This is a genomic window from Streptomyces sp. NPDC014727 (assembly GCF_043083485.1).
GTDB lineage: Bacteria > Actinomycetota > Actinomycetes > Streptomycetales > Streptomycetaceae > Streptomyces.
Genome location: NZ_JBIBYR010000007.1, coordinates 11,385 through 33,662 on the forward strand (window position 1 = coordinate 11,385; position 22,278 = coordinate 33,662).

Below are 22,278 nucleotides of genomic sequence, written 5' to 3' on the forward strand. Positions count from 1 at the left end.
GCCTTGTGACGCATGGCCGCCTGCAGCCCCGCTCATCCCGCAGGAGCACCGTGGCAACTGGCCGAACTCACCGACCGGCGACCCGTAGCCGAGGAATTCCCGAGGCCACCGTCGCCCGGCTTCCGCTGTATCTACGCGCACTGACCGCGCTCTCCGAGCGCTCGGTCCCCACGGTCTCGTCCGAGGAGCTCGCCGCGGCGGCGGGAGTCAACTCTGCCAAGCTGCGCAAGGATTTCAGCTACCTGGGCTCCTACGGGACGCGCGGTGTCGGTTACGACGTCGAGTATCTCGTCTACCAGATCTCCCGCGAGCTCGGGCTCACCCAGGACTGGCCGGTCGTGATCGTCGGCATCGGTAACCTCGGCGCCGCGCTCGCCAACTACGGCGGCTTCGCCTCCCGCGGTTTCCGCGTCGCCGCGCTGATCGACGCCGACCCCGCGATGGCGGGAACGCCCGTCGCGGGGATCCCCGTGCAGCACGCCGACGATCTGGAGAGGATCGTCAGCGACAACGGCGTGTCGATCGGTGTCATCTCGACCCCGGCCGGTGCCGCGCAGCAGGTCTGCGACCGGCTCGTCGCCGCGGGCGTCACCTCCATCCTGAACTTCGCGCCGACGGTGCTCTCCGTGCCCGACGGCGTGGACGTGCGCAAGGTCGACCTCTCCATCGAGCTTCAGATCCTCGCCTTCCACGAGCAGCGCAAGGCCGGTGACGACGCAGTCGAGAGCACTCCGGATCCGGCCGCACCGCCCGTGCGCGCGGCCACCGGCAATCGGAAGGGACCCGACGGGGACATGCCCGCCGTGATGCCGGCATGAGTCTTCTTGTCGTAGGGCTGAGCCACCGCAGCGCTCCCGTCTCCGTACTGGAGCGGGCCTCGCTGGCTGCCGAGACACAGGCCAAGCTGCTCCAGGACACCCTCGCCGCGGAGCCCGCGGTCGAGGCCGCCGTGCTGGCCACCTGCAACCGCATCGAGCTGTACGCCGACGTGGACAAGTTCCACGCGGGCGTCGCCGAGCTGTCCACGCTCCTCGCCCAGCACAGCGGCGTCGGGCTCGACGAGCTCACTCCCTATCTCTATGTGCACTACGAGGACCGGGCCGTCCACCACCTCTTCTCGGTGGCCTGCGGACTGGACTCGATGGTCGTCGGCGAGGGCCAGATCCTCGGCCAGATCAAGGACGCGCTGGCGCTGGGGCAGGAGCTCCACACCGCCGGCCGGCTGCTGAACGATCTGTTCCAGCAGGCCCTGCGGGTCGGTAAGCGTGCCCACAGCGAGACCGGGATCGACCGGGCCGGGCAGTCGCTCGTCACCTTCGGCCTCGAACAGCTCGCGGCCGGTGCGGACGTCACCGGCTGGGCCCGGGGCAAGCGTGCCCTGGTGATCGGGGCCGGCTCGATGTCCTCGCTGGCCGCCGCCACCCTGGCCCGTGCCGGCGTCGCGGAGATCGTCGTCGCCAACCGGACCCGGGCCCGTGCCGACCGGCTGGTCGAGATCCTGCACCAGCCCGGCGGTACGGGAGTGGCCGCCCGCGCCGTGGAGATGGCCGCGGTCACCGGCGAACTGACACGTGCCGACGTCGTCGTCTCGTGCACCGGGGCGACAGGTCTCGTGCTGACCGCCGAGGCCGTCGCCGGGGCGCTCGGCCTGGCCTTCGACCCCGCGTCCGAGGCGCCCGCCGCGTCCGTCCCCGCGCCGCCCGCCGACCCCGACCGGCATGCCGCCTGGGTGGAGAACGGCGCCGCAGGCACGGTGCGCCAGGCCGTGCGCCGGGCCACGGTGCCCGCCCAGGGCGCCGGTCCCGTCCGCCTCGCCCTGCTCGACCTCGCCATGCCGCGCGACATCGACGGTGCCACGGCCCGTCTCGACGGTGTGCGCCTCGTCGACATCGAGTCGCTCGCCGAGGCGTCGGCGGACGCACCGATGGCCGCCGATGTGGACCAGGTGCGCACCATCGTCGCCGACGAGGTCGCCGCCTTCGGCACCGCGCAGCGTGCCGCCCACATCACCCCGACCGTCGTCGCTCTGCGCACGATGGCCGCCGGAGTGGTCGCGGGCGAGATCGCGAGGCTCGACGGACGCCTCCCCGACCTGGACGAGAAGCAGCGCGCCGAGATCTCGCAGACCGTGCGCCGCGTCGTCGACAAGCTCCTGCACGCGCCCACCGTGCGGGTCAAGCAGCTCGCCAGCGAGCCCGGCGGCGCCGGGTACGCCGATGCGCTGCGGGAACTCTTCGACCTCGACCCGCAGACGGTCGCCGCCGTCTCCCGGGCAGACCTGAACGACCCGAATCGAGGGCGGTCATGACCGACAACTCACCCCTGGGCGAGGGGACCACCGAGCCGCTGAGGCTGGGCACCCGGCGCAGCAAGCTCGCCATGGCGCAGTCCGGCCTCGTCGCCGACGCGGTCAGCGAGGTGACCGGGCGGGCCGTCGAGCTCGTGGAGGTCACCACGTACGGCGACATCTCCCGGGAGCACCTCGCGCAGATCGGCGGCACCGGCGTGTTCGTCGCGGCCCTGCGCGAGGCACTGCTGCGCGGCGACGTGGACTTCGCCGTCCACTCGCTCAAGGACCTGCCGACCGCCCAGCCCGAGGGCCTCGTGCTGGCCGCCGTACCGGTGCGCGAGGACCCGCGCGACGTACTGGTGGCCCGGGACGGGCTGACCTTCGAGCAGCTGCCGTCCGGTGCCCGTGTCGGCACCGGCTCGCCGCGCCGCATGGCGCAGCTCAACGCGTACGCCCGTAGCCACGGCCTCGACATCGAGACCGTGCCGATCCGGGGCAACGTCGATACGCGTATCGGATTTGTCCGAAGCGGGGAGCTGGACGCGGTGGTACTCGCCGCGGCCGGTCTCAGCCGCCTCGGCCGGACCGGTGAGGTGACCGATTTCCTGTCGGTCGACACCGTCCTGCCCGCTCCCGGCCAGGGAGCACTGGCGATCGAATGCGCTGCGACCAGCGCCGACCTCGCCGCCGCGCTCGCCGAGCTCGACGACCCGTACACCCGGGCCGCCGTGACCGCCGAGCGTGCCCTGCTCGCCGCCCTGGAGGCCGGTTGCTCCGCACCTGTGGGTGCGCTGGCCGACCTCCTGGTCGACGGACAGGCTGTCAACGAACTGCGCCTGCGCGGTGTCGTCGGTTCCACCGACGGTTCCTCGCTGGTACAGATGTCCACCACCGGTCCCGTCCCCACGTCGCACGACGACGCGGCGGCCCTCGGTCGCGAACTCGCGGCCGAGATGCTCGCCAAGGGTGCGGCCGGTCTTATGGGGGAGCGAGCACTTTGAGCCCCACCGGCCCCGCCGCATCCGACTTTCCGGCCCTGTCCGCCCAAGGGCACGTCACCTTCCTCGGCGCCGGTCCCGGCGACCCGGGACTGCTGACCCTGCGCGCTGTCGAGGCGCTCGCGAGCGCGGACGTCCTTGTCGCCGAGCCGGAGGTTCTCGGCGTTGTTCGCTGCCATGCGCGGGCGGGGGTAAGCACGCCTGAGCTGGCGATTGTTGACGCGCAGTCAACAGCCGCCGGTGTTCCCGTTCTCAGGGATGCGGTCAATCTTGTCATGGAGGCAGCGAAGGGCGGCAGGCGGGTCGTCCGTGCCGTCTCGGGCGACCCCGGGCTGGACGGGAACGCCGGGGCCGAGATGCTCGCCTGCGCCACCGCCGGCATCCCCTTCGAGGTCGTGCCGGGCGTGGCCAACGTCGTGGGTGTGCCCGCGTACGCCGGTGTGCCGCTGCGTGACGCGCAGGGTGCCGACGTCCGGTTCGTCGACGCCCGTACCGCCTCGGACCGCTGCTGGACCGAGGTCGGCGCGAGCGATGCCACGGCCGTCGTCTCGACGACGCTCGACTCGGTGGCCTCGGCCGCCGGTGAGCTGGTCTCGGCCGGCCGCAAGCCCGACACCCCGCTGACGGTGACGGTGGCCGGTACGACCACCCGCCAGCGCACCTGGACGGCGACCCTCGGGACGATCGCCCAGGTCCTGAAGCAGGCGAAGGTCCTTCCGTCGCCGGACGGGCACCAGCCCGTCATAGCCGTGGTCGGTGAGCGCAGCTCCGCCGCCCAGCACGACCAGCTCGCGTGGTTCGAGTCCAAGCCGCTCTTCGGCTGGAAGGTGCTCGTCCCGCGCACCAAGGAGCAGGCGGCGTCGCTCTCCGACCAGCTTCGTTCGTACGGCGCTGTGCCGTACGAGGTCCCGACGATCGCCGTCGAGCCGCCTCGTACGCCCCAGCAGATGGAGCGCGCGGTCAAGGGCCTGGTCACGGGCCGTTACGAGTGGATCGCCTTCACCAGCGTCAACGCCGTGAAGGCCGTCCGGGAGAAGTTCGAGGAGTACGGGCTCGACGCCCGTGCCTTCGCCGGGATCAAGGTCGCGGCCGTCGGTGAGCAGACCGCCGCCGCGCTCGTCGACTTCGGTGTGAAGCCGGATCTGGTGCCGTCCGGTGAGCAGTCCGCCGCCGGTCTGCTGGAGGACTGGCCGCCGTACGACCCGGTCTTCGATCCGATCGACCGCGTCTTCCTGCCACGCGCCGACATCGCCACCGAGACACTGGTGGCCGGGCTCATCGAGCTGGGCTGGGAGGTCGACGACGTCACCGCTTACCGTACGGTCCGCGCCTCGCCGCCGCCCGCCGACACGCGTGAGGCCATCAAGGGCGGCGGTTTCGACGCGGTGCTCTTCACCTCGTCGTCGACCGTACGGAACCTCGTCGGCATCGCGGGCAAGCCGCACAACGTGACGGTCATCGCGTGCATCGGCCCGGCGACGGCGAAGACCGCCGAGGAGCACGGTCTGCGCGTGGACGTCCTCTCCCCGGAGCCTTCGGTGCACAAGCTGGCCGAGGCCCTCGCCGAGTTCGGTGAGCGGCGCCGGGAGGCGTCGAAGGAGGCCGGTGATCCGGTGACGCGGCCGAGCGAGCGGCGTCCGGGGGCGCGGCGGCGCCGTACGACGACCTGACGGGTCGCAGTGGCTGTGCGGGGCCCGGTCGCTTCCTGGTGGAGCGGCCGGGCCCCGCGGCGTGCGCGGCGTACGAACTGAGGAGCGCGTGGGCGGCCCGTACGTCAGCCGGCGCCGTGGCGCCGGGCGGTCAGCCGGACCTCCTGGACCGCACCCGGCGGTTCCAGCAGCACGTCCCGGCTTTCTTCCCCTGGTGATGGATGCGCAGCCGCCTGCGCGGTTCCCGTTCGGACGGGCCTGGCCCGTACCCCTGGCGGGCGGGCTTTTCCCGGCACGGGTGTCGGTAAGAAGGTGATGTGTACGGGTCTAGTCTCGAAGCATGACTGTGTATGGAAACTTCCCCGGCTCCCGCCCCCGGCGGCTGCGGACGACCCCGGCGATGCGACGCATGGTCGCCGAGACACGGCTCGACCCGGCGAACCTGATCCTGCCCGCGTTCGTACGCGAGGGCATCGGCGCGCCCGTCGCCATCGCGACCATGCCCGGTGTCCAGCAGCACACCCTGGACACGCTGCGGAAGGCCGCCGTCGAGGCGGTGTCGGCCGGTGTTTCCGGGATCATGCTCTTCGGCGTTCCGCTGGACGAGAAGAAGGACGCCCGGGGCACGGCGGGCACGGACCCGGAGGGCATCCTCCAGGTCGGTCTGCGCGCGGTGCGCGAGGAGGTCGGTGACGACCTCGTCGTCATGTCGGACCTGTGCCTGGACGAGTACACCGACCACGGCCACTGCGGCGTCCTGACCGAGGACGGCCGCATCGACAACGACGCGACGCTGGAGCGGTACGCCGAGATGGCCCAGGTCCAGGCCGACGCGGGGGCCCATGTGGTCGGCCCCAGCGGCATGATGGACGGCCAGGTCGGTGTCATCCGTGACGCGCTCGACCAGACGGGCCACGAGGACGTCTCGATCCTCGCCTACACGGTCAAGTACTCCTCGGCGTTCTACGGGCCGTTCCGCGAGGCCGTCGGCTCGTCGCTCAAGGGTGACCGCAAGACGTATCAGCAGGACCCGGCGAACGCGCGTGAGTCCCTGCGCGAGCTGGCGCTCGACCTCGAAGAAGGCGCCGACATGGTGATGGTCAAGCCGGCCGGACCGTACCTCGACATCCTCGCCGAGGTCGCCGACTCGGTGGACGTGCCGGTCGCCGCGTACCAGATCAGTGGCGAGTACGCGATGATCGAGGCCGCCGCGGAGAAGGGCTGGATCGACCGGGACGCGGCGATCATGGAGAGCCTGACCGGGATCCGGCGGGCCGGTGCGCAGATGATCCTGACGTACTGGGCGACGGAGGTCGCGCAGCGGCTGGGGCGGCGCTGAGCTGAGGCGAAGCAGGCGCTGGTCGCCGGTCGTCCCCCGTCCCTGCCGCCGGGTACCCCTGCTTCACCGCCGGTCTTCCGTGCTCCGGCGCCGGTCGTCCTCGGCGTCGGTGCCCGCCCCTGAGTGATCGCCGGCCTGAGTGATCGCTGCCGGTCCGGGACGAGGGCGAGGTCGAGCTCTTCATCGCCGGCCGGTCCGTGGGCACGATCGACAATCACAACGCCACGGTACTGGCGGACCAGGTCCTCCTCGGGGTCGCGCAGTGTGGTCAGCAGGGCCTGAGCGGCGGTGCGGGCGGTAATCGGGTCGGACGGGGGCCACAACCGCAGGATCGTGGCCGCCTCGACGCGGGCGAGGTCGTACTCCTGCGGGTCCGCGACGACGGAGATGAGGAAGGGCAGCGCCTCGACGTCGCCGTCCAGTTCCGCGACGATCTCGCGCCTGCGGTCGCTGTCGACGGGCAGGGCGCGGAACTCCTCGATGAGGTGGTGGAGGTGGTGGGGACGGGGGTGGTCCGGGCTCGGGGGCATGCCGACGTTCCTTCTTCGGGGGCGTTGGGCCGGGGTCACAGACGTTACGTGTGCGCGTGTGCGTCGAACGCAGTGGCGGGGTCCGCCGCTCGATACCCGAGCCTCGGGCCTCGGGCCTCGGGTCTCGGGTCTCGGGTTTCGAGACCCGGGTCTATCGGTTCACTCGTGCGGGGGACGAGGCGGGGCGCGGAGTGGTCGCGGAGGGCGGTTGAGCCTCGGGACCCGAGCATCGGGATTCGGGTGTCGGGGTTCGAGCTCCGGGATTCGAGCGCCTTCCTCAACCGGTCGGTAGGAATGGGTGGTTGGGACAACCTTCCCCGCCTCCCCGACCCGTTACGGCCAGCAAGTATGACTAATCGTGACAGCTTGCGACGCGGCGACACGGCTGCTTACGGTGCGTACAACGAAACGACCCCAGCACGGTGTTAGAGCACCGGGCCGGGGTCTCACCTCCAAGATCGAAGAAGGCGATCCTGTGGCTACCCGGAACCTTAGCCCGGCCCTGCGAGGGCCCGCATCCCCGCCCGCTTACCCGATGGCCAGCCCCGGCTACGGCAAGCGCTCCGCGCCGGACCAACAACCCCGCCGTTCCGATGACTTCGCGCTGCTGCCCGAGCGGGAGCGGTATGTCGCCGGGTTCGTCGATCATCTGCCCGACGGTGCGGCGATGAACGTGAAGGCCCTGGCCAAGCAACTGCCGCTGTACGGGCAGCAGGCCGTCGGCAGCGCCCTGACCGCCCTGGCGGTGGCAGGTCACCTGCGCCGCGTACGTCGCCCGGTGGGCGAGGGCGACCAGGTCCGCTGGGTCTTCCGCACGTTCTGGTCCCGCACCGCGCGGGACAACGAATGGTGGAACGCCTATCTGGACGCGGAGGACAACCGCGCCGGGGCCGACGACGACCGGGCCCGGGCCGAGGACAACCGGGCCGGGGCGGACGTCGGTGCCGGGGCCGGAGCCGGAGCCGGGACCGGGTCCGTGGCCGAACCGGCGGTGGGTACGTCCCCGCCGTCCCGGGTGCCCATGGAGCCCTCGGTCGCGGTGTCCCCGGTGGCTGTCGATGTGCCGTCCCCGGCCGCCACCGCCGACGCCGTGTTCGCCGGGGTCATCGCGCCCGACGCGAGGCCGGATGCGGGATACCCCTCGCCCGCGTACCTGGCGCTGGCCCAACTCGGGCGCAAGGACCATCGGTTGGCACTGTCCGCCGTCGACTGTGCGGCGCTGGAGGGGCGTGCCGCCGAGTGGCTCGCACGCGGCGTGAGCACGGACTACCTCATCCAGGCCCTCTCCGCCGGACTTCCCGCCCGGGTCGACTCGCCAGTCGGGTTCCTGCGTCGTCGGCTCAACGACAAGATCCCGCCCGCTCTGCCCGCAGCCCAGGAAGTCCCGGCAGCACCGGTCCGCCGCGTGATGGTGGAATGCACCCGGTGCGGCACCCCCGGCCGCCCCGACGCACTCCCCGACGGCCTCTGCCGCCCGTGCCGCCGGGCCGTCGACGGCACAGCCGTCCGTCCGGACGCCACCACCGGCCCCGCCCTCGCATCCGACGCCTGTGAACGTGACGTCCGTGCCCACGTGAGCGAACTCCGCGACCTGCTCAAGGCCCCCTGACGCCTTCTGCCAGTCTTCGACGCTGTGTTGGCCGACATCGCTGGGTATGAGGCGCGAGGTCCGGTAGCCGGAGCCGAGTGTCAGAGCGCGCGACTAGTCTTCGAGCCATGTTCGAGGCTTCCGAGGGTTTGCCCTGTGACGTGGATGAGTTGTTCTCGGATCCAGGGCTTCTGGTCTCAGCCGAACCCGAGCGAGTGCAGGGGGTGTTGGATCAGGCGCGTGGTTCGCGAGCCCAGTTCGTGGCGACGGTGTACCGGGCTTCGGCAGGCGTGCACCGGGACATCGGCGCCGCCCGGCGCCGGCAGGTGCTGGCTCTGGACGCGGCCCGGCTGGGTGACCGCGACCTGTCCGCGTGGCTCGCCGCTGCCGACGTGCCCGGGGAACCCCCTGCGGAGTGGACGGTTGACTGGGCAAGCGGCTCTCTGCTGGACCGTCGGCTCCTGCATACCCTGCTCGGTCACAGCGGCCCGGTGATGGCAGTGGCGACGGCGGTGGTCGACGGCAGGCCCGTCGCCATCACGGGCAGCCGGGACAAGACTGTGCGGGTGTGGGACCTGGCCACGGGCCGCCGGCTCCACGAGCCGGTGACCGGCCGCACCGACCCGGTGTCGTCCATCACGGCGGAGGTCGTGTCCGTGACTACGGCGGTGGCGGGCCGACAAGCCGTGGCCTTCACCCTGAACACCGACGAGACGGTGCTCGTGGTCGATCCGGCCACCGGCCGTCAGGTCGGGGAGTTCGTCCGGGTGCTGGAGAGCACGATGCTGGACGGCCGACGTGTCGTCCTCACTGTCGGGGCAGACCGGACGATGCGTGTGTGGGACCTGGCCACCGGCCACCAGGTCAACGCGTTCGCACCGGTGACGGACATGGCGATGCTGGCCGGGCGCCGTGTCGTTCTCACCTCCGAAGCGGACCAGACACTGCGTGTGCGGGATGTGGCCACCGGGCGTCAAGTCGGTGAGTCCCTGCGCGTGGTGAGAGCCGGCTTGCTGAACGGGTGTCCCTTCGCGCTCACCATGGAGGCGGACCAGCCACCGTGCCTGTGGGACCTGACCACCGGCCACCCGGCCGATGCTCCCCGGACCAGCCCTGTCCACCTGCTGCTGGAGGACGCCGAGGGCGTACCAGACGTGTACGCGGTGACGGTGGTGAAGGGGCGAGTCATAGCCGTCACAGTCGACACGGGAGAGGAGACGTTCCTTGCGGACCTGACGACCGGCCGCAGGATCGGCACGCCCGTACGGGGGCTGGAGACCGGGGTGATGGGCGGGCGCCCCGTCGCTCTCACGGCCGGGGCCGACCGGACGCTGCGCATCTGGGACCTGGCAACGAGCCGCCAGGGGGCGGACGGCATGCGCGTGGTGGAAACCATCGTGCCGAGCGGACAACCTGTCACCCCCGGGGTCGGTGCGGAAGAGGAAGCACCGGTCTGGGAGTTGATCACCGGCCGTCGGGACAGCCGATCACACATGGGCAGCACCGGCCCGGCCGGTTCGAACGGTGCCGCGGAGACTGCGGTGCTGGACGGACGACCTGTCACCCTCACTGCTGAGAACAACGGGACAGTACACGTACGGGAGGCGGCCACCGGGCTGCCCGTGGGACAACCGCTCAGCGGCCACACCGATCGCGTCTGGGCCATCGCCACCGCGCACGTTGACCAGCGCGCTCTTGCCGTCACTGCCGGCCTCGACCGGACGGTACGGGTGTGGGACGTGGCTGCCCGGCAACAGGTGGGCCCGCCGCTCAGCGGCCACACGGGCCAGGTCTGGGACGTGGCCACCACTGTCATGGACGGGCGTCCTGTTGCTGTCACCGCGGGCGCGGACCACACGGTGCGGACCTGGGATCTCACAAACACCCAACAGGGCGACCAACCCCGCTCAGGGAATACCGGTTCGGTCCTGGCGATCGCCACGGTGGTTCTCGAAGGGCGGGCCGTCGCCGTGACGGCAGGCGCCGACCAGGCCGTGCGCGCCTGGGACCTGGCCACCGGCCGGCAGGCCGTCGACGCCCTCAACGGCTTCGAGGGCGAGGTGTCCGCCCTGACCACCGCAGTGGTGGACGGCCGGGCCGTCGTCGTCACCGCCGGTCCGGACGCCAGGGTGCACGTCAGGGAATTGGTGGGCGGCCGGCACCTCTGTGAGCCTTTCCTCAGTCACCACGGCAGAGTGCTGGCCCTGGCCACCGCAGTGCTGGACGGTCGGCCCGTCGCTGTGACCGCAGGCTCGGATCGGACCATGGGTGTCTGGGACCTTGCCACCGGGCGGCAGGTCGGTGAACCTCTCGTCGGTCACTCCGGCAGGATCCTGGCCGTGGCCACCACGGTGCTGGCGGGACGGCCCGTCGCGGTCACGGGAAGCTGGGACAGGACGGTGCGTGTGTGGGACCTCGCCACCGGCCGGCAGGCCGGCGAACCCCTGGCCGGACACACCGACTGGGTGACCTCGGTGGCGACCGCGGTGGTGGACGGTCAGCCTGTCGCGGTCACCAGGGGGCGGGACGATTCCGTGCGCCTGTGGGACCTTGCTTCCGGGCGGCAGGTCGGCAGCGCTCCGGCACGTCACACAGGCTCAGGCCGGGCCGTGGCTGTCACCGGCGTCGCGGGCCGGGCCGTGGTGGCCGTCGGCCAGGAGCAGACGGTGCAGCTCTGGGATCTCGCCACCGGTCGCGAGGTGGGGACGGAGTATGTGCTCCCGCTTCCGGTCGGGGCGCTCGTCACTGCGCCGGGTGGAGCGCTGGTGGTCGCGTTCGGACCGGAGGTCGCGGTGCTCAGCCGACACTGAGGCAGAGGGCTGCAGAGCAGACGTGGCGGGAGCCGAGGCCGACGCCACGGCGCGCGACCGCCGCCACCACGGCGCGCGACCGCCGCCGCCACCGCGTCGCCGGCGGCGGGCCCGTTCCCACCGGCTCGACATGCCCGAAGCACGAGTCGACCGCGAAAGCCACTCAGGTCGCGGGAAGCTTCAGGCCGCTCAGGGCCAGTCGACCAGGGACATGAACACCACCCATGCGAAAACCACCGTGCCGGGGGCGAGTACGGCGAGCGCGGCGCAGGCCGGCGGTCTGCGCCGGTTGAGCACCCAACTCGCGACCAGCACGATCAGGGCCAGGACCAGGCCGCAGCGGAGCACCGTCCACGCTGTGTCGAAGCCGGCATCGAACCGGTCGGAGTCGGCCTCCGAGCAGGAGTCGCAGGCCATCGGCGCGAGCCCGCCGAAGACCAGGACGATGAACGCGAGCGGAAGCGTCACGACCGTGGAGATCAGCGAGGCGATCCAGGTGTGCCGAGGGCGGCTGTCCATGACGTTGTCGGGCATGCGTGCGATTCAACTCGGCGCTCTAATGCGGCACATGAGTCGCCGTACTCATCCGCCGGGCGCCGGAGCGTGAGGCATCGTACGGGGGCCTGCCCGGCGTCAGGACAAGGCGATGTGCAGGGCCTGCAACTCGGCCTCCTTGGCGCCGTGCGCCAGGAGGTCGCTGTGCGACCCGCGACCCGCGACCCGCTACCGGTTCGTGCCTTGGGAAACGGCTGCCGTCCCCCTTGACCGCTTGTGCGGTAGATCACGGTGACCGGTGAGCGTGACGCTCCATACGATGCGTGACAGATGTAGCTATCCCATGTGTACCTGCCCTGCCCAAGGAGTCGGATCCTGTGACCGCAGGCGTCATCGCGCGCGAGAGCTACTACGAGCGAACGGGCGAGCACCACTACAAACCCACGTCTCACGCAGGGGGTGCCTGGGACACCGACGAACAGCACTTCAGCCCGCTCGCGGGGCTCGTCGTGCACGCTGTCGAACGGCACCTCGCGACGCGGCCGGGGAAGTTCGTACTGGCGAGGATCAGCTACGACATCCTCGGCCGAATCGCCCTCGACGAGTGCGAGATCACCGTTGACACCGTTCGTCCCGGCCGGACCATCGAACTCCTCGAAGCGACCGTGGTCATCGGCGGCCGTCCGGTCGTGCGTGCCCGTGCTTGGCTGCTGGCGGTCCTGGACACCGAGGTCGTCGCCGACAGCCCCCACGAGCGGCTTCCCGCCCCCGAAGAGTGCACTGCCTGGGCCATGGACGAGGAGTGGAACGGAGGTTACGTCTCGTCCATCGACGTCCGTCGAATGCCTCCGACCCGCAAGGGGCGGACGGCTGCCTGGGTGTCCTCGCCCGTCGACCTGGTCGCGGGCGAGCCGAGCAGTGCCCTTGCCTCGTACATCGCGCTCGTGGACACCGCGAACGGCATCGCCGTCCAGCAGGACCCCACCGCGTGGATGTTCCCGAACCTCGACCTGACGGTCCACCTGCACCGGCAGCCGGAAGGGCCGTGGACCGGGCTGGACACCACCGTTGCCTTCGGCCCGTCGGGGCAGGGGCTCACCAGCAGCGTCCTCCATGACCTCCGCGGGCCCGTCGGTCACGCCGAACAGATTCTCACCGTCCGTCCGCTGGACCGTGACTGAGCCGTGTCTCCGCGGCAGTACGTGACGTACTCACGCCAGGACATCCGACGACCTGATGACGGCTTCGAAGTCGACCTCGCCGTGACTGAAACCTGCTATGTCCAGCACAGTACGCACTGCACGTATCTCTTCGGTCAGGTCCTCGGTCGTGAGGACGGCAGGAGCCGCAGAGTTGCTCATCCTGGAACCACAGGACGGCAGATGGCCTGATCGCGCCTTGTCCGCGGGTGGTGCCACTGCCGCTTCGAGCAGTCGCCACTGGGACTTGTCCGATGGTCAGTCGTCAGCGCTGGGAAGGCTCTACTGTCCTCGCTTGTGACTGAACTTTCCTCGTACCGCTGTGCAACAGCTGATGCCTACGATGCCGTCGCCGTTCTCTATGCCGAACTTCCCCGCGATGACCTCGACGCCATTCCGCTGGATCGCGCGGTGCTCGCCGCGTTCGCCGAGACTGTGCGGGCCGCCGGCCCTGGGACCGTTGCCGAGCTGGGATGCGGCCCTGGACCTGTCACGGCACACCTGCGGGATCTGGGGCTGGACGTCTTCGGCGTCGACCTGTCGCCCGTGATGATCGGTCTCGCCCGCGAGGCATACCCGGACCTGCGTTTCGAGGTCGGTTCCATGGACGCCCTGAATCTGTCCGACGGCCGGCTGCAAGGCATCGTGTCCTGGTATTCGGTCATTCACACCCCACCGCAGGATGTGCCCCCGTGCTTCGCCGAGTTCCGTCGGGTACTCGCGCCCGACGGAACTCTTCTGCTCGCCTTCTTCGAGTCGGAAGGTGAGCCGGTCACGGCGTTCGACCACAAGGTGACGACAGCCTACCGATGGCCGATCGACGACCTCGCGGGGCTGGCCGGTGAGGCCGGCTTCACCGAGGTCGGCCGGATGCTGCGTGAGCCATGCGAGGGGGAACGGTTCCGCCGGGGACATCTGCTGATGCGCGCAGGGAAGTAACTCAGGTTGTCGCGTGGCGTCATCGACGGCACGCGTCGACCCGGACTCTGCCGGTGATCTAGTTGTTGCTGGCAAGCAGGTTCTTGACGCCTTGTTCCAGGCGCAACAGGGGAGTTCGTCGGCGAACATGCCGACCGCGACAAGGCCACCGTCGCGCGGGAACGGCACACGTCGTCGCCGCAGGCCCGTTTGGCTGAGCTAGCCGTGCTCGGGTTCGTCGTGGATGGTCAATGCTCCGGCGAGGTCGAGGTCGGCGACAGTGCCGTGTGCCCCGGCCCGGACGAGCAGCACTGCGCCGAGCGCGGTGCTCCAGAACGTCCTGACCTCCACGTCGAGCGGTCGGCGGGCCCTCCAGCCGCGACCGTCGATGAGCTGGCTCACGAAGCGCTCGGATTGCCGGAACAACAACTGGAGGTGCCGGTCGACCACGGGGGCGAGTTCTGGCTTGGAGATCCCGGCGGCGAGTGCTCGCGCGACCGATGGGAGCGAGGGCATGGCCAGTGCGGCGCGGGCGATGTTGCGCCGAAATGTCGCCGCATCGGGGGCTTGGCGACCGAGGCGCTCAATCCGTCGGGCGTCGTGCAGCAAGCCGAGAAAGGCGGCGTGCACGAGGAGCGAGTCCTTGGAGCCGAAGTAGTAGGTGACCTGATTGGGGAAGACGCCTGCCGCGCTCGCGATCTCCGCGACGCTCACCTCAGCGCCGGGCCGCTCCTTGCAGAGCTGTGCAGTTGCCTCTATCAGCCGGCGCCTCGTCGCGCGACCGCGGTCACGCGACCGAGCCGACGTTGATCGAGCTTCGGTTCGCTTCTTCTCCACGCCGAAATTGTATGTGATACAACAAGGCTGTTCACTTGTATCGCATACAAGAAAGATTGAAGGGCATGCACCAGACTGAAGTCGTCGTGACCGGACTCGGCGCGATCACCCCACTCGGGGCAGACGTGGCGTCCACCTGGGACGCCCTGCTTGCCGGCGAGTCGGGCATCCGCGGCGGCGTCCTGCGCGGCCACGAGGATGTCGGCCTTCCCGACACCGTCGCGGGGACGATGGCGATCGACCCCGCCGAGTTGCTGCTGCCGGTGCAGGCCAGGCGGCTCGACCGCTCGCAGCAGGCGGCCTTCGCCGCGGCGGCCGAAGCCTGGGCCGATGCCGGTGCCCCGCGGGTGGACCCGGACCGGCTTGCATCAGCGATCGGCACGGGCATCGGGGGCGTGCGGACGCTGCTGAAGGAAGACGACGTACTGGAGGCGGCCGGGACGCGGCGCGTCTCGCCACGCACGGTACCGATGCTCATGCCCAATGCGGCGGCGGCGCTGATCAGTATCGAATACGGCGCACGGGCCGGGGTCTACACGCCCGTCTCGGCGTGCTCTTCCGGTGCCGAGGCGATCGCCCTGGGGGCCCGGCTCATCCGTGCCGGCGAGGCGGACGTGGTGATCGCGGGCGGAACCGAGGCCGCGATCACCCCGATCACCGTTGCCGGCTTCGTCCAGGCACAAGCACTGTCGCGGTACACCGCCGAACCCGCGTCAGCGTCCCGGCCGTTCGCCGCGGACCGCAGCGGATTCGTCCTCAGTGAAGGCGCCGCTGTCGTGGTGCTCGAAAGCGCCGAGCACGCCAGCGGCCGGCGCGCGCGCGTCCACGCTGTACTCGCGGGCGCCGGCATCGCCGCCGACGCCCACCACATCACGGCACCCGCTCCCGACGGCTCCGGTCAGGTCTCCGCTATGCGGAAGGCCCTTGCGCAAGCCGGTTTGACTCCCGAGCAGATCAGCCACATCAACGCCCATGCCACCGGAACTCCGGTCGGCGACGTCGCCGAGGCACACGCGATCGGGGAAGTATTCGGCCGCGCCACCGTGACAGCCCCCAAGGCGGCACTCGGTCATCTCTTCGGCGCCGCCGGTGCGATCGAGGCGCTCATCGCCGTCCTCAGTGTGGAGCACGGCATCATCCCGCCGACCCGCAACCTCACCGCGGCCGGCGTCGGGCCCGACATCGATCTCGATGTGGTCGCAGAGCGACGAGACGTCCGCCAAGAGGCCGTGCTCAGCAATTCCTTCGGCTTCGGCGGACAGAACGTCTCACTCATCGTCACCGGCGCACGGCACCACGCATCCCGTACGGCCTCGACGACACCATGACCCACGCGAACGCACCATTGTCCGTGGAGGGTCGCCGCCGATTGATCGAACGTTGCAAGACTCGTCCGATCGCACGGCCACTGCCGTCGCGTTCCTCCACCGGGCGCGAGTCCGGTTCGCTGCCCATGGGATCACCCACATCGAGCGAGTCGTGACCGACAACGGTGCCTGCTACCGCGCTGACGCATTCGCTCGGGCCCTGCTCGGGTCACGCCACCAGCGGATCACCCCGTACACGCCTCGACACAACGGGAAGGTGGAGAGATACAACCGCATCCTTGCCGAGGAGTTCCTCTACGCCCGCGCCTGGGTACCCGAAGACCAGCGTAGAGAAGCGCTCGCGACCTGGAACATCCACTGCAACGTCCACCGCCCCCACAGCGCTGCTGATGGAGAACCTCCTGCGTCGTGGTTACGCCAGGGCGTCAGTAATGTCCTGGCCTCCTACACCTAGTCCCACCAGAACGACCAGGTCTCCTGGTTCAGCACCATCTTCTCGGCGTAGACGTCCAGGTCGTACGGCGGGCTCTGGTTGATGTTGTCCGGGCAGAACGCGAAGTGCTCGGCGGCGAGTGCCCGTGCCTCCGCCAGGGTGGTGGGCGGCCGTCCGACCGAGACGGTCAGGGTGTCGAAGCCGATCACCACGACCCGTATGCCGAAGCGGTCCTCCCAGGAGCGGAGGACCGCGCAGAGCCGGGCCACGTCTTCCTCGTAGTTCACCGGGCCGGACCAGCCGATCGCCGCCGGGATGTCCGCGCTGCGCCGGGCCGGGACGAGCGCCGCCCGCGTACCGGGGTACCAGCCGTCCGGGCCGGTGCACTCGTCCGCGATATCGGCCGCCAGACGGTCCGGAGTGTCGGGCCCGTCGGCGGCGGGGGAGGGGGCCAGCCCCGGCCACTCGTCGGCCGAGGCGTCCAACTCGTCGGGCGCGCAGTCCGCCCAGTACTCGCCGAGCACCTCCTCGGCGTCGTGATCACCGGGGTACGAGACACTGTCCGGGATCAGATCCCAGGTCTCGGGCCACTGGTCGCGTCTCCCGCCGTCGATCAGCACGGGAAGCAGCCCGACCGGCCGTCCTGCGGCGCGCATCGCGGCCCATGTCCCGGGGGACGCGGGCTCGTCGGCGTACCAGAGCAGCGGCTCGTGCCACGGCCCGTCGATCGTCGCGTCGACCAGTGCGCCGGGCGGAAGTCGGACCCCGGAGGTGGCCAGGGAAGGAAGCGGATTCGGGAGCGTCGCCATGCCCGCGACTCTAGACGCGGCCACTGACAGCGGCCGGGCGCCGGGCGGTCTCCGGACGCCTGCGGCCACCCTACGGCCGCTCGTGGGCAGGCCGCAGGGACGGCAGGACGGTTCGGACTAGGGGTGTGCGTGGACGACGACGAACGCGGTGCGTGCCGCAGTACCGTCGGGCAGCGGCGCGTCCGCGGTGACATGACCGAGTGCCTGCTCGTCCGTGGCCTGGCCGGGCTGGAGAACGCGGTTGATGTGGATGGTCAGCCGACGCCCGTCGGGGGCCGTCTCCACGAGGAGGTCCGTACCGTCCGGGTCGTCGGTCACGGTCGTGGAGGCGAGCGCGGCCTTGATGCCGGCCTCAGCGAACCAACCGGTCACGGACGGGTCGGGGGTGTTGCTCGTGCTCTGCATCTGCGGCTCGGCCTCGCCGACGATCAGCGCGAACAGCTGGGCGACGAGAACCGGGTCACGCGTTCCGTCGTACACCCAGCGCTGCCCCAGCACCCCGTGCTCGGTGGTGCCGATGAGTGCTTCGTCGGCGCCCGGAATCGGTGCGCCTCGGTAGCTGAACGGCACCTGGTACGAGACCGGTTGGTCCCCCGAGGTGTCGGTGACCGCCATGAACTCGATGCCGACGTCGCCTTCCGGGTCGTCCAGCCGGAATCCTCCGGTCCTGGCCAGCTCGGGCTGCTGCCCCGCCTTGCCCCGGTACCAGGGCTGCGCGGGCAGCCAAGTGGCGAGCAGCTCCAGCTTGGTAGGCGTCAGTGTGGTGCGGTGGATGACAGCCATGGCGGTGGTATCCCTTGCGTGGGCTCAGACGAGACGCCGGTCGGCGGCGAAACCGGCGAAGGCCGTCCAGGTGGTGGGCGCGACGGTGAGGACGGGGCCGTCGGGGTTCTTCGAGTCACGGATGTGGACGGCGGCGGTGTGGGCGGCGACCTCGACGCACTGCCCGCCCGCGCTGCCGCTGTGGCTCGACTTCTGCCAGTCGTAGGCGACTTCGAGGCATTCGCCGCCGTCGCTGCCGCTGTAGCTGGATTTGAACCACTCACGTGCAGTGCTCATTGCTCTCCTAGCAGCCGGTCCAGCAGGTCCCTCGTTTCCTCGGTGTTGAGGGCCTGCGTTCGCAGCATCGCATACCTCTGCGCAAGGATGCTGATCTCATCGGGATCGGAGATGAGCTGGCTGCCGCGCTGCGTTTCCGTGTACGCGATGTGCTGGTAGTCCGGAGTTTCCAGCAGGATGAATGGCCCGTCGAGTCCTGCGTGTGTCTTGCGGCCGAGCGGCAGGACCTGGAGCGTGATACCTGGCAGATCGACGCAGGCGCGAAGATGGCGCAGGGTCTCCCGGTACACCTCCTCGCCTCCGAGGCGGTCCCGGAGAACGGCCTCGGAGATGACGAAGCTGGTGGTCGGGGGCACCTTGCGGGCCAAAAGCTCCTGACGCTTCAGTCGTTTGCCGACATGCGCGTCGATCTCTTCCCTGCTGAATGTGGGGACTCGACTGTCGAAGACGGATCGGGCGTAGTTGTCGGTCTGAAGCAGACCGGGCAGAACCTGGTTTGCGAAGAAGCAGAGAGCCAGCGCGTCCCGCTCCAGATCCATGTACTGCTCCGCCCACGCCGGGATCAGGTCCACCTCCGGCATGTTGCCCACCGCCGTCTCCAGCGCTCCTTTGGTATCCAGCAACTGGTCGAGTCGACCCGCCAGTTCCGGCAGCAGCGCGCGTCTGCCCTGTTCGATGGAGGCGATCGTCTCCACCTGGTGGCCCACCCGATCTGCCAGTTGGGCCTGGGTCAGGCCGGCCGCGGTGCGGAACACGGCGACCAGTTTGCCCACGAGTTTCATGGCCGACGCGTTCTTGCGCTGCCGCTTTCTGGGGTGCATACGGATCGAACTCCCACCTACGTGCGTACGTCACGCGCGCACGACCCGTACAAGAAATCTGTACGGGTGCGTATACTGCGGCAGCGTAGTCACGGAGTGTGACTCTCGTCCCATGGACAAGACGATGCAACTCTCGCTGCTGCGTGAGCGGTTCTACCGGCGAGAGCGCCGATCGGTTCCTGCGGCACGCGAGTTCGTGCGGGAGGCCGTGGTCGACTGGGGGTTCGGTGCGCGGCTGGATGACGTACTGCTGTGTGTGAGCGAGTTGTCGACCAATGCGCTGGTGCACGGGGCGCCGCCGGGGCGGGGGTATCGGTTGCGGTTGTTGCTGGAGGAGGGCGGAGCGGTGTTGCGCGTCGAGGTCCATGACAGCGGGGGCGGGCAACCGGGGGTGCGGGAGCCAGACGGGGAGTCCGGGCGGGGGCTGCTGCTGGTGGAGGCGGTCGCCGACCGGTGGGGGGTGGGGGAGCGGAGTCCCGGCAAGGTCGTGTGGTGCGCGTTCGGCCGGGGGTGAATTCCGGCTCGGTGACTCGGGCAATGGCGATCGCAATCGTCCTGGGACTGTCCCTTGCGGCGTGCGGGACGCGTACCGGCTATGCCACTGATGCCGACATACCGGAGTCGCTGGGGGCGGACGGGACGAGCATCGTGGTCGGCGATGAGGGTGCGGGTACCACCGTCAGGCTCTTCGAGGATCTGCGCTGCCCTGTCTGTGAGGAGTTCGAGACACAGGGCGCCGGGGCCGAGCTGAACAAGCTGACTCAGAAGGGTTCGGTGCAGGTCCACTACACACTCGCATCCTTCCTCGACGACAGGCTGGGCGGCAACGGCTCCAAGAAGGCCGCGAACGCGCTGCGCGCTGCACTGGCAGAGGGCAAGTTCGTCGAGTACCACCAGGTCCTCTTCGCACATCAGCCAGATGAAGCGGTCGACGGCTTCACCGACGAGTTCCTACTGAAGATGGCATCCCGCGTAGAGGGCCTGCGCGGGCCGGGCTTCGACGCTGCGGTCAGGACGATGAAGTACCAAGGCTTCGTCGCCGCATCCGAGAAGGCTTTCCAGGACTCCAGTGCCAGTGCCATCGGTACGCCGACACTGGAGCTCAGCGGCGTGGAGTTGCCAGAGTTCGAGAGGGGCTACCTCGCCTACTACACCGGGTAGCCCGTGGGCGCTCCACACAACCTGAGCCGGAACCGCTGGAAGTGGACAAAGTCAATCGGTCACGACCGCTGCGACTCCTCGGGGCAGATGACAGCACGGTGCTGGGCTGAGCTGGGTCCTGATGGAGCCTGTTCGCGCTGCTTGACACCGGAAGGTCGTTCTTTCCCTGCCACCTGCGCCTGTTTCGCGCGGCGAGTGGACCTCAGCTCTTGACGGCCTCTGCGATCTGCCGGGCGGCCTCGGAGGGCGTGAGGTGCGTGGTGTCGACGACCTCGGCCTCGCCGTGCAGCCACGTGCGGGCCGCCTCGGCGTACGGCTCAAGGTGTTCGAGACGGAATACGGAAGGGCCCATAAGAGTGTCCCCCTCGATGCGCCCGCGGAGGGTGTCCTGGTCGGCGTGGAGGACGAAGTGCCGTACCGGGATGGCATGTTGGTCGAGGCCTGTACTGATCTCACGCCAGTACTGCTCGACCAGGACAGTCATGGGGATCACCAGAGTGCCGCCGGTGTAGTCGAGTACGTGGCGGGCGGTCTCGACGACGAGCGGCCGCCACGGCGGCCAGTGCTGGAAGTTGCCCGTCCAGGGCAGTCCCGGCGTGATGTCCATGAGTGTCTCGCCGACCTTCTCGGCGTCGAACACCCGTGAATCCGGGATCAGGCGCTGCACGAGTGCACTGGTCGTCGTCTTGCCTGCGCCGTGGGTGCCGTTGAGCCATACGATCATAGAACCCAACGCTACTGTGCAGCGAGACCGGTGAGGCGTGGTGCTCAGGGTGTGGCGTCGCACGGGTTGGATCGGACGAGTGGTGCCGCGTCCAAAAACCATCGGCCACCCTTCTGTTTTACCTGCCATGAAGTGCAGAGCTTCCCTCCCTCTTTCGTTGTTCCTGAAAGGGTCAGCAGGTGAACTCCTCGGTAGTCACCGATGGACATCTCCAGTCGGCTCGGCTTGGCGTCCTCAAGGTGATCCACATAGTCTTTCGTGTAGGAGTCACCGACACTGCTCTCGGTGAACAGGTCATTCAGGGCGTCTGAATTTCCCTCGTTCATGTATTCCCATGCCTGGGTTTTGAGAGCGCTTCGTGAAGGTGCTCCGGAAGGCGTTTCACGAGAAATCTCGAACACGACCCCTCCGACCCATGCGAGGGTCACCCCGAATACGACGTACGGTATCCAGCGTCCCTTCTTCTTGCTGAGGGTCCGGGTCCGTGACTGAGGCATGTCGATGACTGATCCCTTTCCAAGCCGACGGCGGAGGGTCATTGCCGACAGCGGGCGGTACGAAGTGGCGGAGCTCCCGGTGGACGGGTTCTCGACCGAGATCACCACGCCGCCCAGGAGCTTCGCGTGCCTGCCTACCCTTCCCTGATCGATCTGTCCAGCCGGACCTTGTGCCACCTGATCAGGCAACTCGTCGTGCGACGGTTGCGGTCGCGGTGGCGACTGCGCTTCGCGCCGGTCACGACCGGGTGCTGGAGCGCTCCGACATGCGGGCGCACAGCACCTGGCCGAGCGCCAGCACGCTCAGGCCGAACATCAGGACGCCCAGGGGGACATGGAGCGACGGCTTGTGCGCGATGCCCAACACCACCTGCACCGAGGCGAGTACGAGGAAGCCGGACGCGTACAGGATGGGGCGTGGCGATCTGCCGCCCGGTCGCCATGCCAGGATCGCGGCGATCACGTACACCATCGATGCGCCGTACATCACGCGTGCTCCGACGCCGTGCAGTACCTCGCCGTAGGACGACGAGAGCAGCAGTCCGGCGGTGACCGCCTGGAAGAAGATGGCCAAGGTCTGCAGTGCGATCGCGACCTGCAGGAACGTGAAGCTGCGCTGCTCTGCCGTCGTCGTCTGTGTGGCCATGGCGCGGTCCCCTCTTCTGCCTTGCGGCGGTGGATCGGTAGTGTCCCGCTGATCCGACGACGTGGGTCCGCGAAATGTGAGGCGAAGGGCCGGTGTCACAGTCCGGTGTGCTGTTTCGTCGCAGTGGCGGGAGCGGAAGCGGACGAA

The 22,278-nt window shown here is 69.6% G+C and carries 22 protein-coding genes and 1 pseudogene; 13 read left to right on the forward strand and 10 right to left on the reverse strand.

The genetic code is table 11. The features are described from left to right. Nucleotides 1–50: 50 nt before the first annotated feature. The 7 genes from ACF1B9_RS13410 (at nt 51) to ACF1B9_RS13440 (ending at nt 11,204) form a co-directional block, all read left to right on the forward strand. On the forward strand, nt 51–818 hold the full coding sequence (locus ACF1B9_RS13410; RefSeq protein ID WP_351083482.1) for a redox-sensing transcriptional repressor Rex: 768 nt from the start codon (nt 51–53) through the stop codon (nt 816–818). Further along, complete coding sequence (locus ACF1B9_RS13415; protein WP_391742641.1) at nt 815–2,308, forward strand: glutamyl-tRNA reductase; 1,494 nt, start codon at nt 815–817, stop codon at nt 2,306–2,308. The genes ACF1B9_RS13410 and ACF1B9_RS13415 overlap by 4 nt, the downstream gene beginning before the upstream one ends. Further along, on the forward strand, nt 2,305–3,291 hold the full coding sequence (gene hemC, locus ACF1B9_RS13420) for a hydroxymethylbilane synthase (RefSeq protein WP_376272916.1): 987 nt from the start codon (nt 2,305–2,307) through the stop codon (nt 3,289–3,291). Before ACF1B9_RS13415 ends, hemC begins: the two co-directional genes overlap by 4 nt. Beyond that, nucleotides 3,288–4,958, forward strand: coding sequence for a uroporphyrinogen-III synthase (locus tag ACF1B9_RS13425; RefSeq protein ID WP_391742639.1), 1,671 nt, complete (start codon nt 3,288–3,290; stop codon nt 4,956–4,958). The genes hemC and ACF1B9_RS13425 overlap by 4 nt, the downstream gene beginning before the upstream one ends. A gap of 319 nt (nt 4,959–5,277) precedes the next feature. After that, complete coding sequence (gene hemB, locus ACF1B9_RS13430; protein WP_391742638.1) at nt 5,278–6,276, forward strand: porphobilinogen synthase; 999 nt, start codon at nt 5,278–5,280, stop codon at nt 6,274–6,276. A 1,005-nt stretch (nt 6,277–7,281) separates the two neighbouring features. After that, nucleotides 7,282–8,415 carry a MarR family transcriptional regulator gene (locus ACF1B9_RS13435; RefSeq protein WP_391742636.1) on the forward strand — a complete coding sequence of 378 codons (1,134 nt, stop codon included), beginning with the start codon at nt 7,282–7,284 and terminating at the stop codon, nt 8,413–8,415. Nucleotides 8,416–8,618: 203 nt separating this feature from the next. Further along, nucleotides 8,619–11,204, forward strand: a complete 2,586-nt coding sequence (locus ACF1B9_RS13440) for a WD40 repeat domain-containing protein (RefSeq protein WP_391795912.1) — start codon at nt 8,619–8,621, stop codon at nt 11,202–11,204. Nucleotides 11,205–11,393: 189 nt separating this feature from the next. Here the strand turns inward: ACF1B9_RS13440 and ACF1B9_RS13445 are convergent, their stop codons facing one another. Beyond that, entirely contained in the window at nt 11,394–11,738 is a 345-nt protein-coding gene (locus ACF1B9_RS13445) for a hypothetical protein (protein WP_391742632.1), read from the reverse strand. Between the two features lie 338 nt (nt 11,739–12,076). Between ACF1B9_RS13445 and ACF1B9_RS13450 the strand changes: the two genes are divergently transcribed. After that, nucleotides 12,077–12,880, forward strand: coding sequence for a thioesterase family protein (locus ACF1B9_RS13450; protein WP_391742630.1), 804 nt, complete (start codon nt 12,077–12,079; stop codon nt 12,878–12,880). Between the two features lie 30 nt (nt 12,881–12,910). Here ACF1B9_RS13450 and ACF1B9_RS13455 read toward each other — a convergent pair whose 3' ends face one another. Further along, complete coding sequence (locus ACF1B9_RS13455; protein WP_391742629.1) at nt 12,911–13,060, reverse strand: hypothetical protein; 150 nt, start codon at nt 13,058–13,060, stop codon at nt 12,911–12,913. A 135-nt stretch (nt 13,061–13,195) separates the two neighbouring features. Here ACF1B9_RS13455 and ACF1B9_RS13460 point away from each other — a divergent pair, with 135 nt between their 5' ends. Beyond that, complete coding sequence (locus ACF1B9_RS13460; protein ID WP_391742628.1) at nt 13,196–13,837, forward strand: class I SAM-dependent DNA methyltransferase; 642 nt, start codon at nt 13,196–13,198, stop codon at nt 13,835–13,837. A gap of 198 nt (nt 13,838–14,035) precedes the next feature. Here the strand turns inward: ACF1B9_RS13460 and ACF1B9_RS13465 are convergent, their stop codons facing one another. Beyond that, a complete protein-coding gene (locus ACF1B9_RS13465; protein WP_391742626.1) occupies nt 14,036–14,653 on the reverse strand; it encodes a TetR/AcrR family transcriptional regulator C-terminal domain-containing protein in 618 nt (205 codons plus the stop codon). Nucleotides 14,654–14,718: 65 nt separating this feature from the next. On the opposite strand from ACF1B9_RS13465, the gene ACF1B9_RS13470 reads away from it, so the two are divergent. Beyond that, a complete protein-coding gene (locus ACF1B9_RS13470) occupies nt 14,719–15,981 on the forward strand; it encodes a beta-ketoacyl-[acyl-carrier-protein] synthase family protein (RefSeq protein WP_391742625.1) in 1,263 nt (420 codons plus the stop codon). Between the two features lie 79 nt (nt 15,982–16,060). Then, nucleotides 16,061–16,435, forward strand: a pseudogene (locus ACF1B9_RS13475) (integrase core domain-containing protein); the annotation flags it as partial. On the opposite strand, the gene ACF1B9_RS13480 reads toward ACF1B9_RS13475, so the two are convergent. The 4 genes from ACF1B9_RS13480 to ACF1B9_RS13495 all read right to left on the reverse strand — a co-directional run bounded on the left by ACF1B9_RS13480 (nt 16,432) and on the right by ACF1B9_RS13495 (nt 19,103). After that, on the reverse strand, nt 16,432–17,223 hold the full coding sequence (locus ACF1B9_RS13480; protein ID WP_391742623.1) for a DUF4253 domain-containing protein: 792 nt from the start codon (nt 17,221–17,223) through the stop codon (nt 16,432–16,434). The pseudogene ACF1B9_RS13475 and the gene ACF1B9_RS13480 overlap by 4 nt on opposite strands. A 117-nt stretch (nt 17,224–17,340) precedes the next feature. After that, nucleotides 17,341–18,006, reverse strand: a complete 666-nt coding sequence (locus ACF1B9_RS13485; protein WP_391742622.1) for a 1,4-alpha-glucan branching protein — start codon at nt 18,004–18,006, stop codon at nt 17,341–17,343. Between the two features lie 24 nt (nt 18,007–18,030). Continuing rightward, nucleotides 18,031–18,282 carry a DUF397 domain-containing protein gene (locus tag ACF1B9_RS13490; RefSeq protein WP_391742621.1) on the reverse strand — a complete coding sequence of 84 codons (252 nt, stop codon included), beginning with the start codon at nt 18,280–18,282 and terminating at the stop codon, nt 18,031–18,033. Next, on the reverse strand, nt 18,279–19,103 hold the full coding sequence (locus tag ACF1B9_RS13495; RefSeq protein WP_391742620.1) for a Scr1 family TA system antitoxin-like transcriptional regulator: 825 nt from the start codon (nt 19,101–19,103) through the stop codon (nt 18,279–18,281). Before ACF1B9_RS13495 ends, ACF1B9_RS13490 begins: the two co-directional genes overlap by 4 nt. A 112-nt stretch (nt 19,104–19,215) precedes the next feature. On the opposite strand from ACF1B9_RS13495, the gene ACF1B9_RS13500 reads away from it, so the two are divergent. Together ACF1B9_RS13500 and ACF1B9_RS13505 are read left to right on the forward strand one after the other, a co-directional pair. Further along, nucleotides 19,216–19,617: an ATP-binding protein gene (locus ACF1B9_RS13500; protein ID WP_391742618.1), complete on the forward strand. Its 402-nt coding sequence runs from the start codon at nt 19,216–19,218 to the stop codon at nt 19,615–19,617. Nucleotides 19,618–19,640: 23 nt separating this feature from the next. Then, nucleotides 19,641–20,264 (forward strand): DsbA family protein, encoded by a 624-nt coding sequence (locus ACF1B9_RS13505; RefSeq protein WP_391742616.1) that lies wholly within the window; start codon nt 19,641–19,643, stop codon nt 20,262–20,264. A 202-nt stretch (nt 20,265–20,466) separates the two neighbouring features. On the opposite strand, the gene ACF1B9_RS13510 is transcribed toward ACF1B9_RS13505, so the two are convergent. The 3 genes from ACF1B9_RS13510 to ACF1B9_RS13520 form a co-directional block, all read right to left on the reverse strand. Beyond that, entirely contained in the window at nt 20,467–20,988 is a 522-nt protein-coding gene (locus ACF1B9_RS13510; RefSeq protein WP_391742615.1) for an ATP-binding protein, read from the reverse strand. 44 nt (nt 20,989–21,032) lie between these two features. Beyond that, nucleotides 21,033–21,389 carry a hypothetical protein gene (locus ACF1B9_RS13515; protein WP_391742613.1) on the reverse strand — a complete coding sequence of 119 codons (357 nt, stop codon included), beginning with the start codon at nt 21,387–21,389 and terminating at the stop codon, nt 21,033–21,035. 334 nt (nt 21,390–21,723) lie between these two features. Next, on the reverse strand, nt 21,724–22,131 hold the full coding sequence (locus ACF1B9_RS13520; RefSeq protein ID WP_391742612.1) for a hypothetical protein: 408 nt from the start codon (nt 22,129–22,131) through the stop codon (nt 21,724–21,726). Between the last annotated feature and the right edge of the window lie 147 nt (nt 22,132–22,278).

Excerpts from the sequence above, each read along its gene's own strand:
- ACF1B9_RS13455 (WP_391742629.1), bottom strand. The coding sequence starts at position 13,060 with ATGAGCAACTCTGCGGCTCCTGCCGTCCTCACGACCGAGGACCTGACC.
- ACF1B9_RS13520 (WP_391742612.1), bottom strand. The coding sequence starts at position 22,131 with ATGGCCACACAGACGACGACGGCAGAGCAGCGCAGCTTCACGTTCCTG.
- ACF1B9_RS13505 (WP_391742616.1), top strand. The coding sequence starts at position 19,641 with ATGGCGATCGCAATCGTCCTGGGACTGTCCCTTGCGGCGTGCGGGACG.
- hemB (WP_391742638.1), top strand. The coding sequence starts at position 5,278 with ATGACTGTGTATGGAAACTTCCCCGGCTCCCGCCCCCGGCGGCTGCGG.
- ACF1B9_RS13480 (WP_391742623.1), bottom strand. The coding sequence starts at position 17,223 with ATGGCGACGCTCCCGAATCCGCTTCCTTCCCTGGCCACCTCCGGGGTC.
- ACF1B9_RS13470 (WP_391742625.1), top strand. The coding sequence starts at position 14,719 with ATGCACCAGACTGAAGTCGTCGTGACCGGACTCGGCGCGATCACCCCA.
- ACF1B9_RS13445 (WP_391742632.1), bottom strand. The coding sequence starts at position 11,738 with ATGCCCGACAACGTCATGGACAGCCGCCCTCGGCACACCTGGATCGCC.
- ACF1B9_RS13500 (WP_391742618.1), top strand. The coding sequence starts at position 19,216 with ATGGACAAGACGATGCAACTCTCGCTGCTGCGTGAGCGGTTCTACCGG.
- hemC (WP_376272916.1), top strand. The coding sequence starts at position 2,305 with ATGACCGACAACTCACCCCTGGGCGAGGGGACCACCGAGCCGCTGAGG.
- ACF1B9_RS13510 (WP_391742615.1), bottom strand. The coding sequence starts at position 20,988 with ATGATCGTATGGCTCAACGGCACCCACGGCGCAGGCAAGACGACGACC.
- ACF1B9_RS13490 (WP_391742621.1), bottom strand. The coding sequence starts at position 18,282 with ATGAGCACTGCACGTGAGTGGTTCAAATCCAGCTACAGCGGCAGCGAC.
- ACF1B9_RS13485 (WP_391742622.1), bottom strand. The coding sequence starts at position 18,006 with ATGGCTGTCATCCACCGCACCACACTGACGCCTACCAAGCTGGAGCTG.
- ACF1B9_RS13495 (WP_391742620.1), bottom strand. The coding sequence starts at position 19,103 with ATGCACCCCAGAAAGCGGCAGCGCAAGAACGCGTCGGCCATGAAACTC.
- ACF1B9_RS13415 (WP_391742641.1), top strand. The coding sequence starts at position 815 with ATGAGTCTTCTTGTCGTAGGGCTGAGCCACCGCAGCGCTCCCGTCTCC.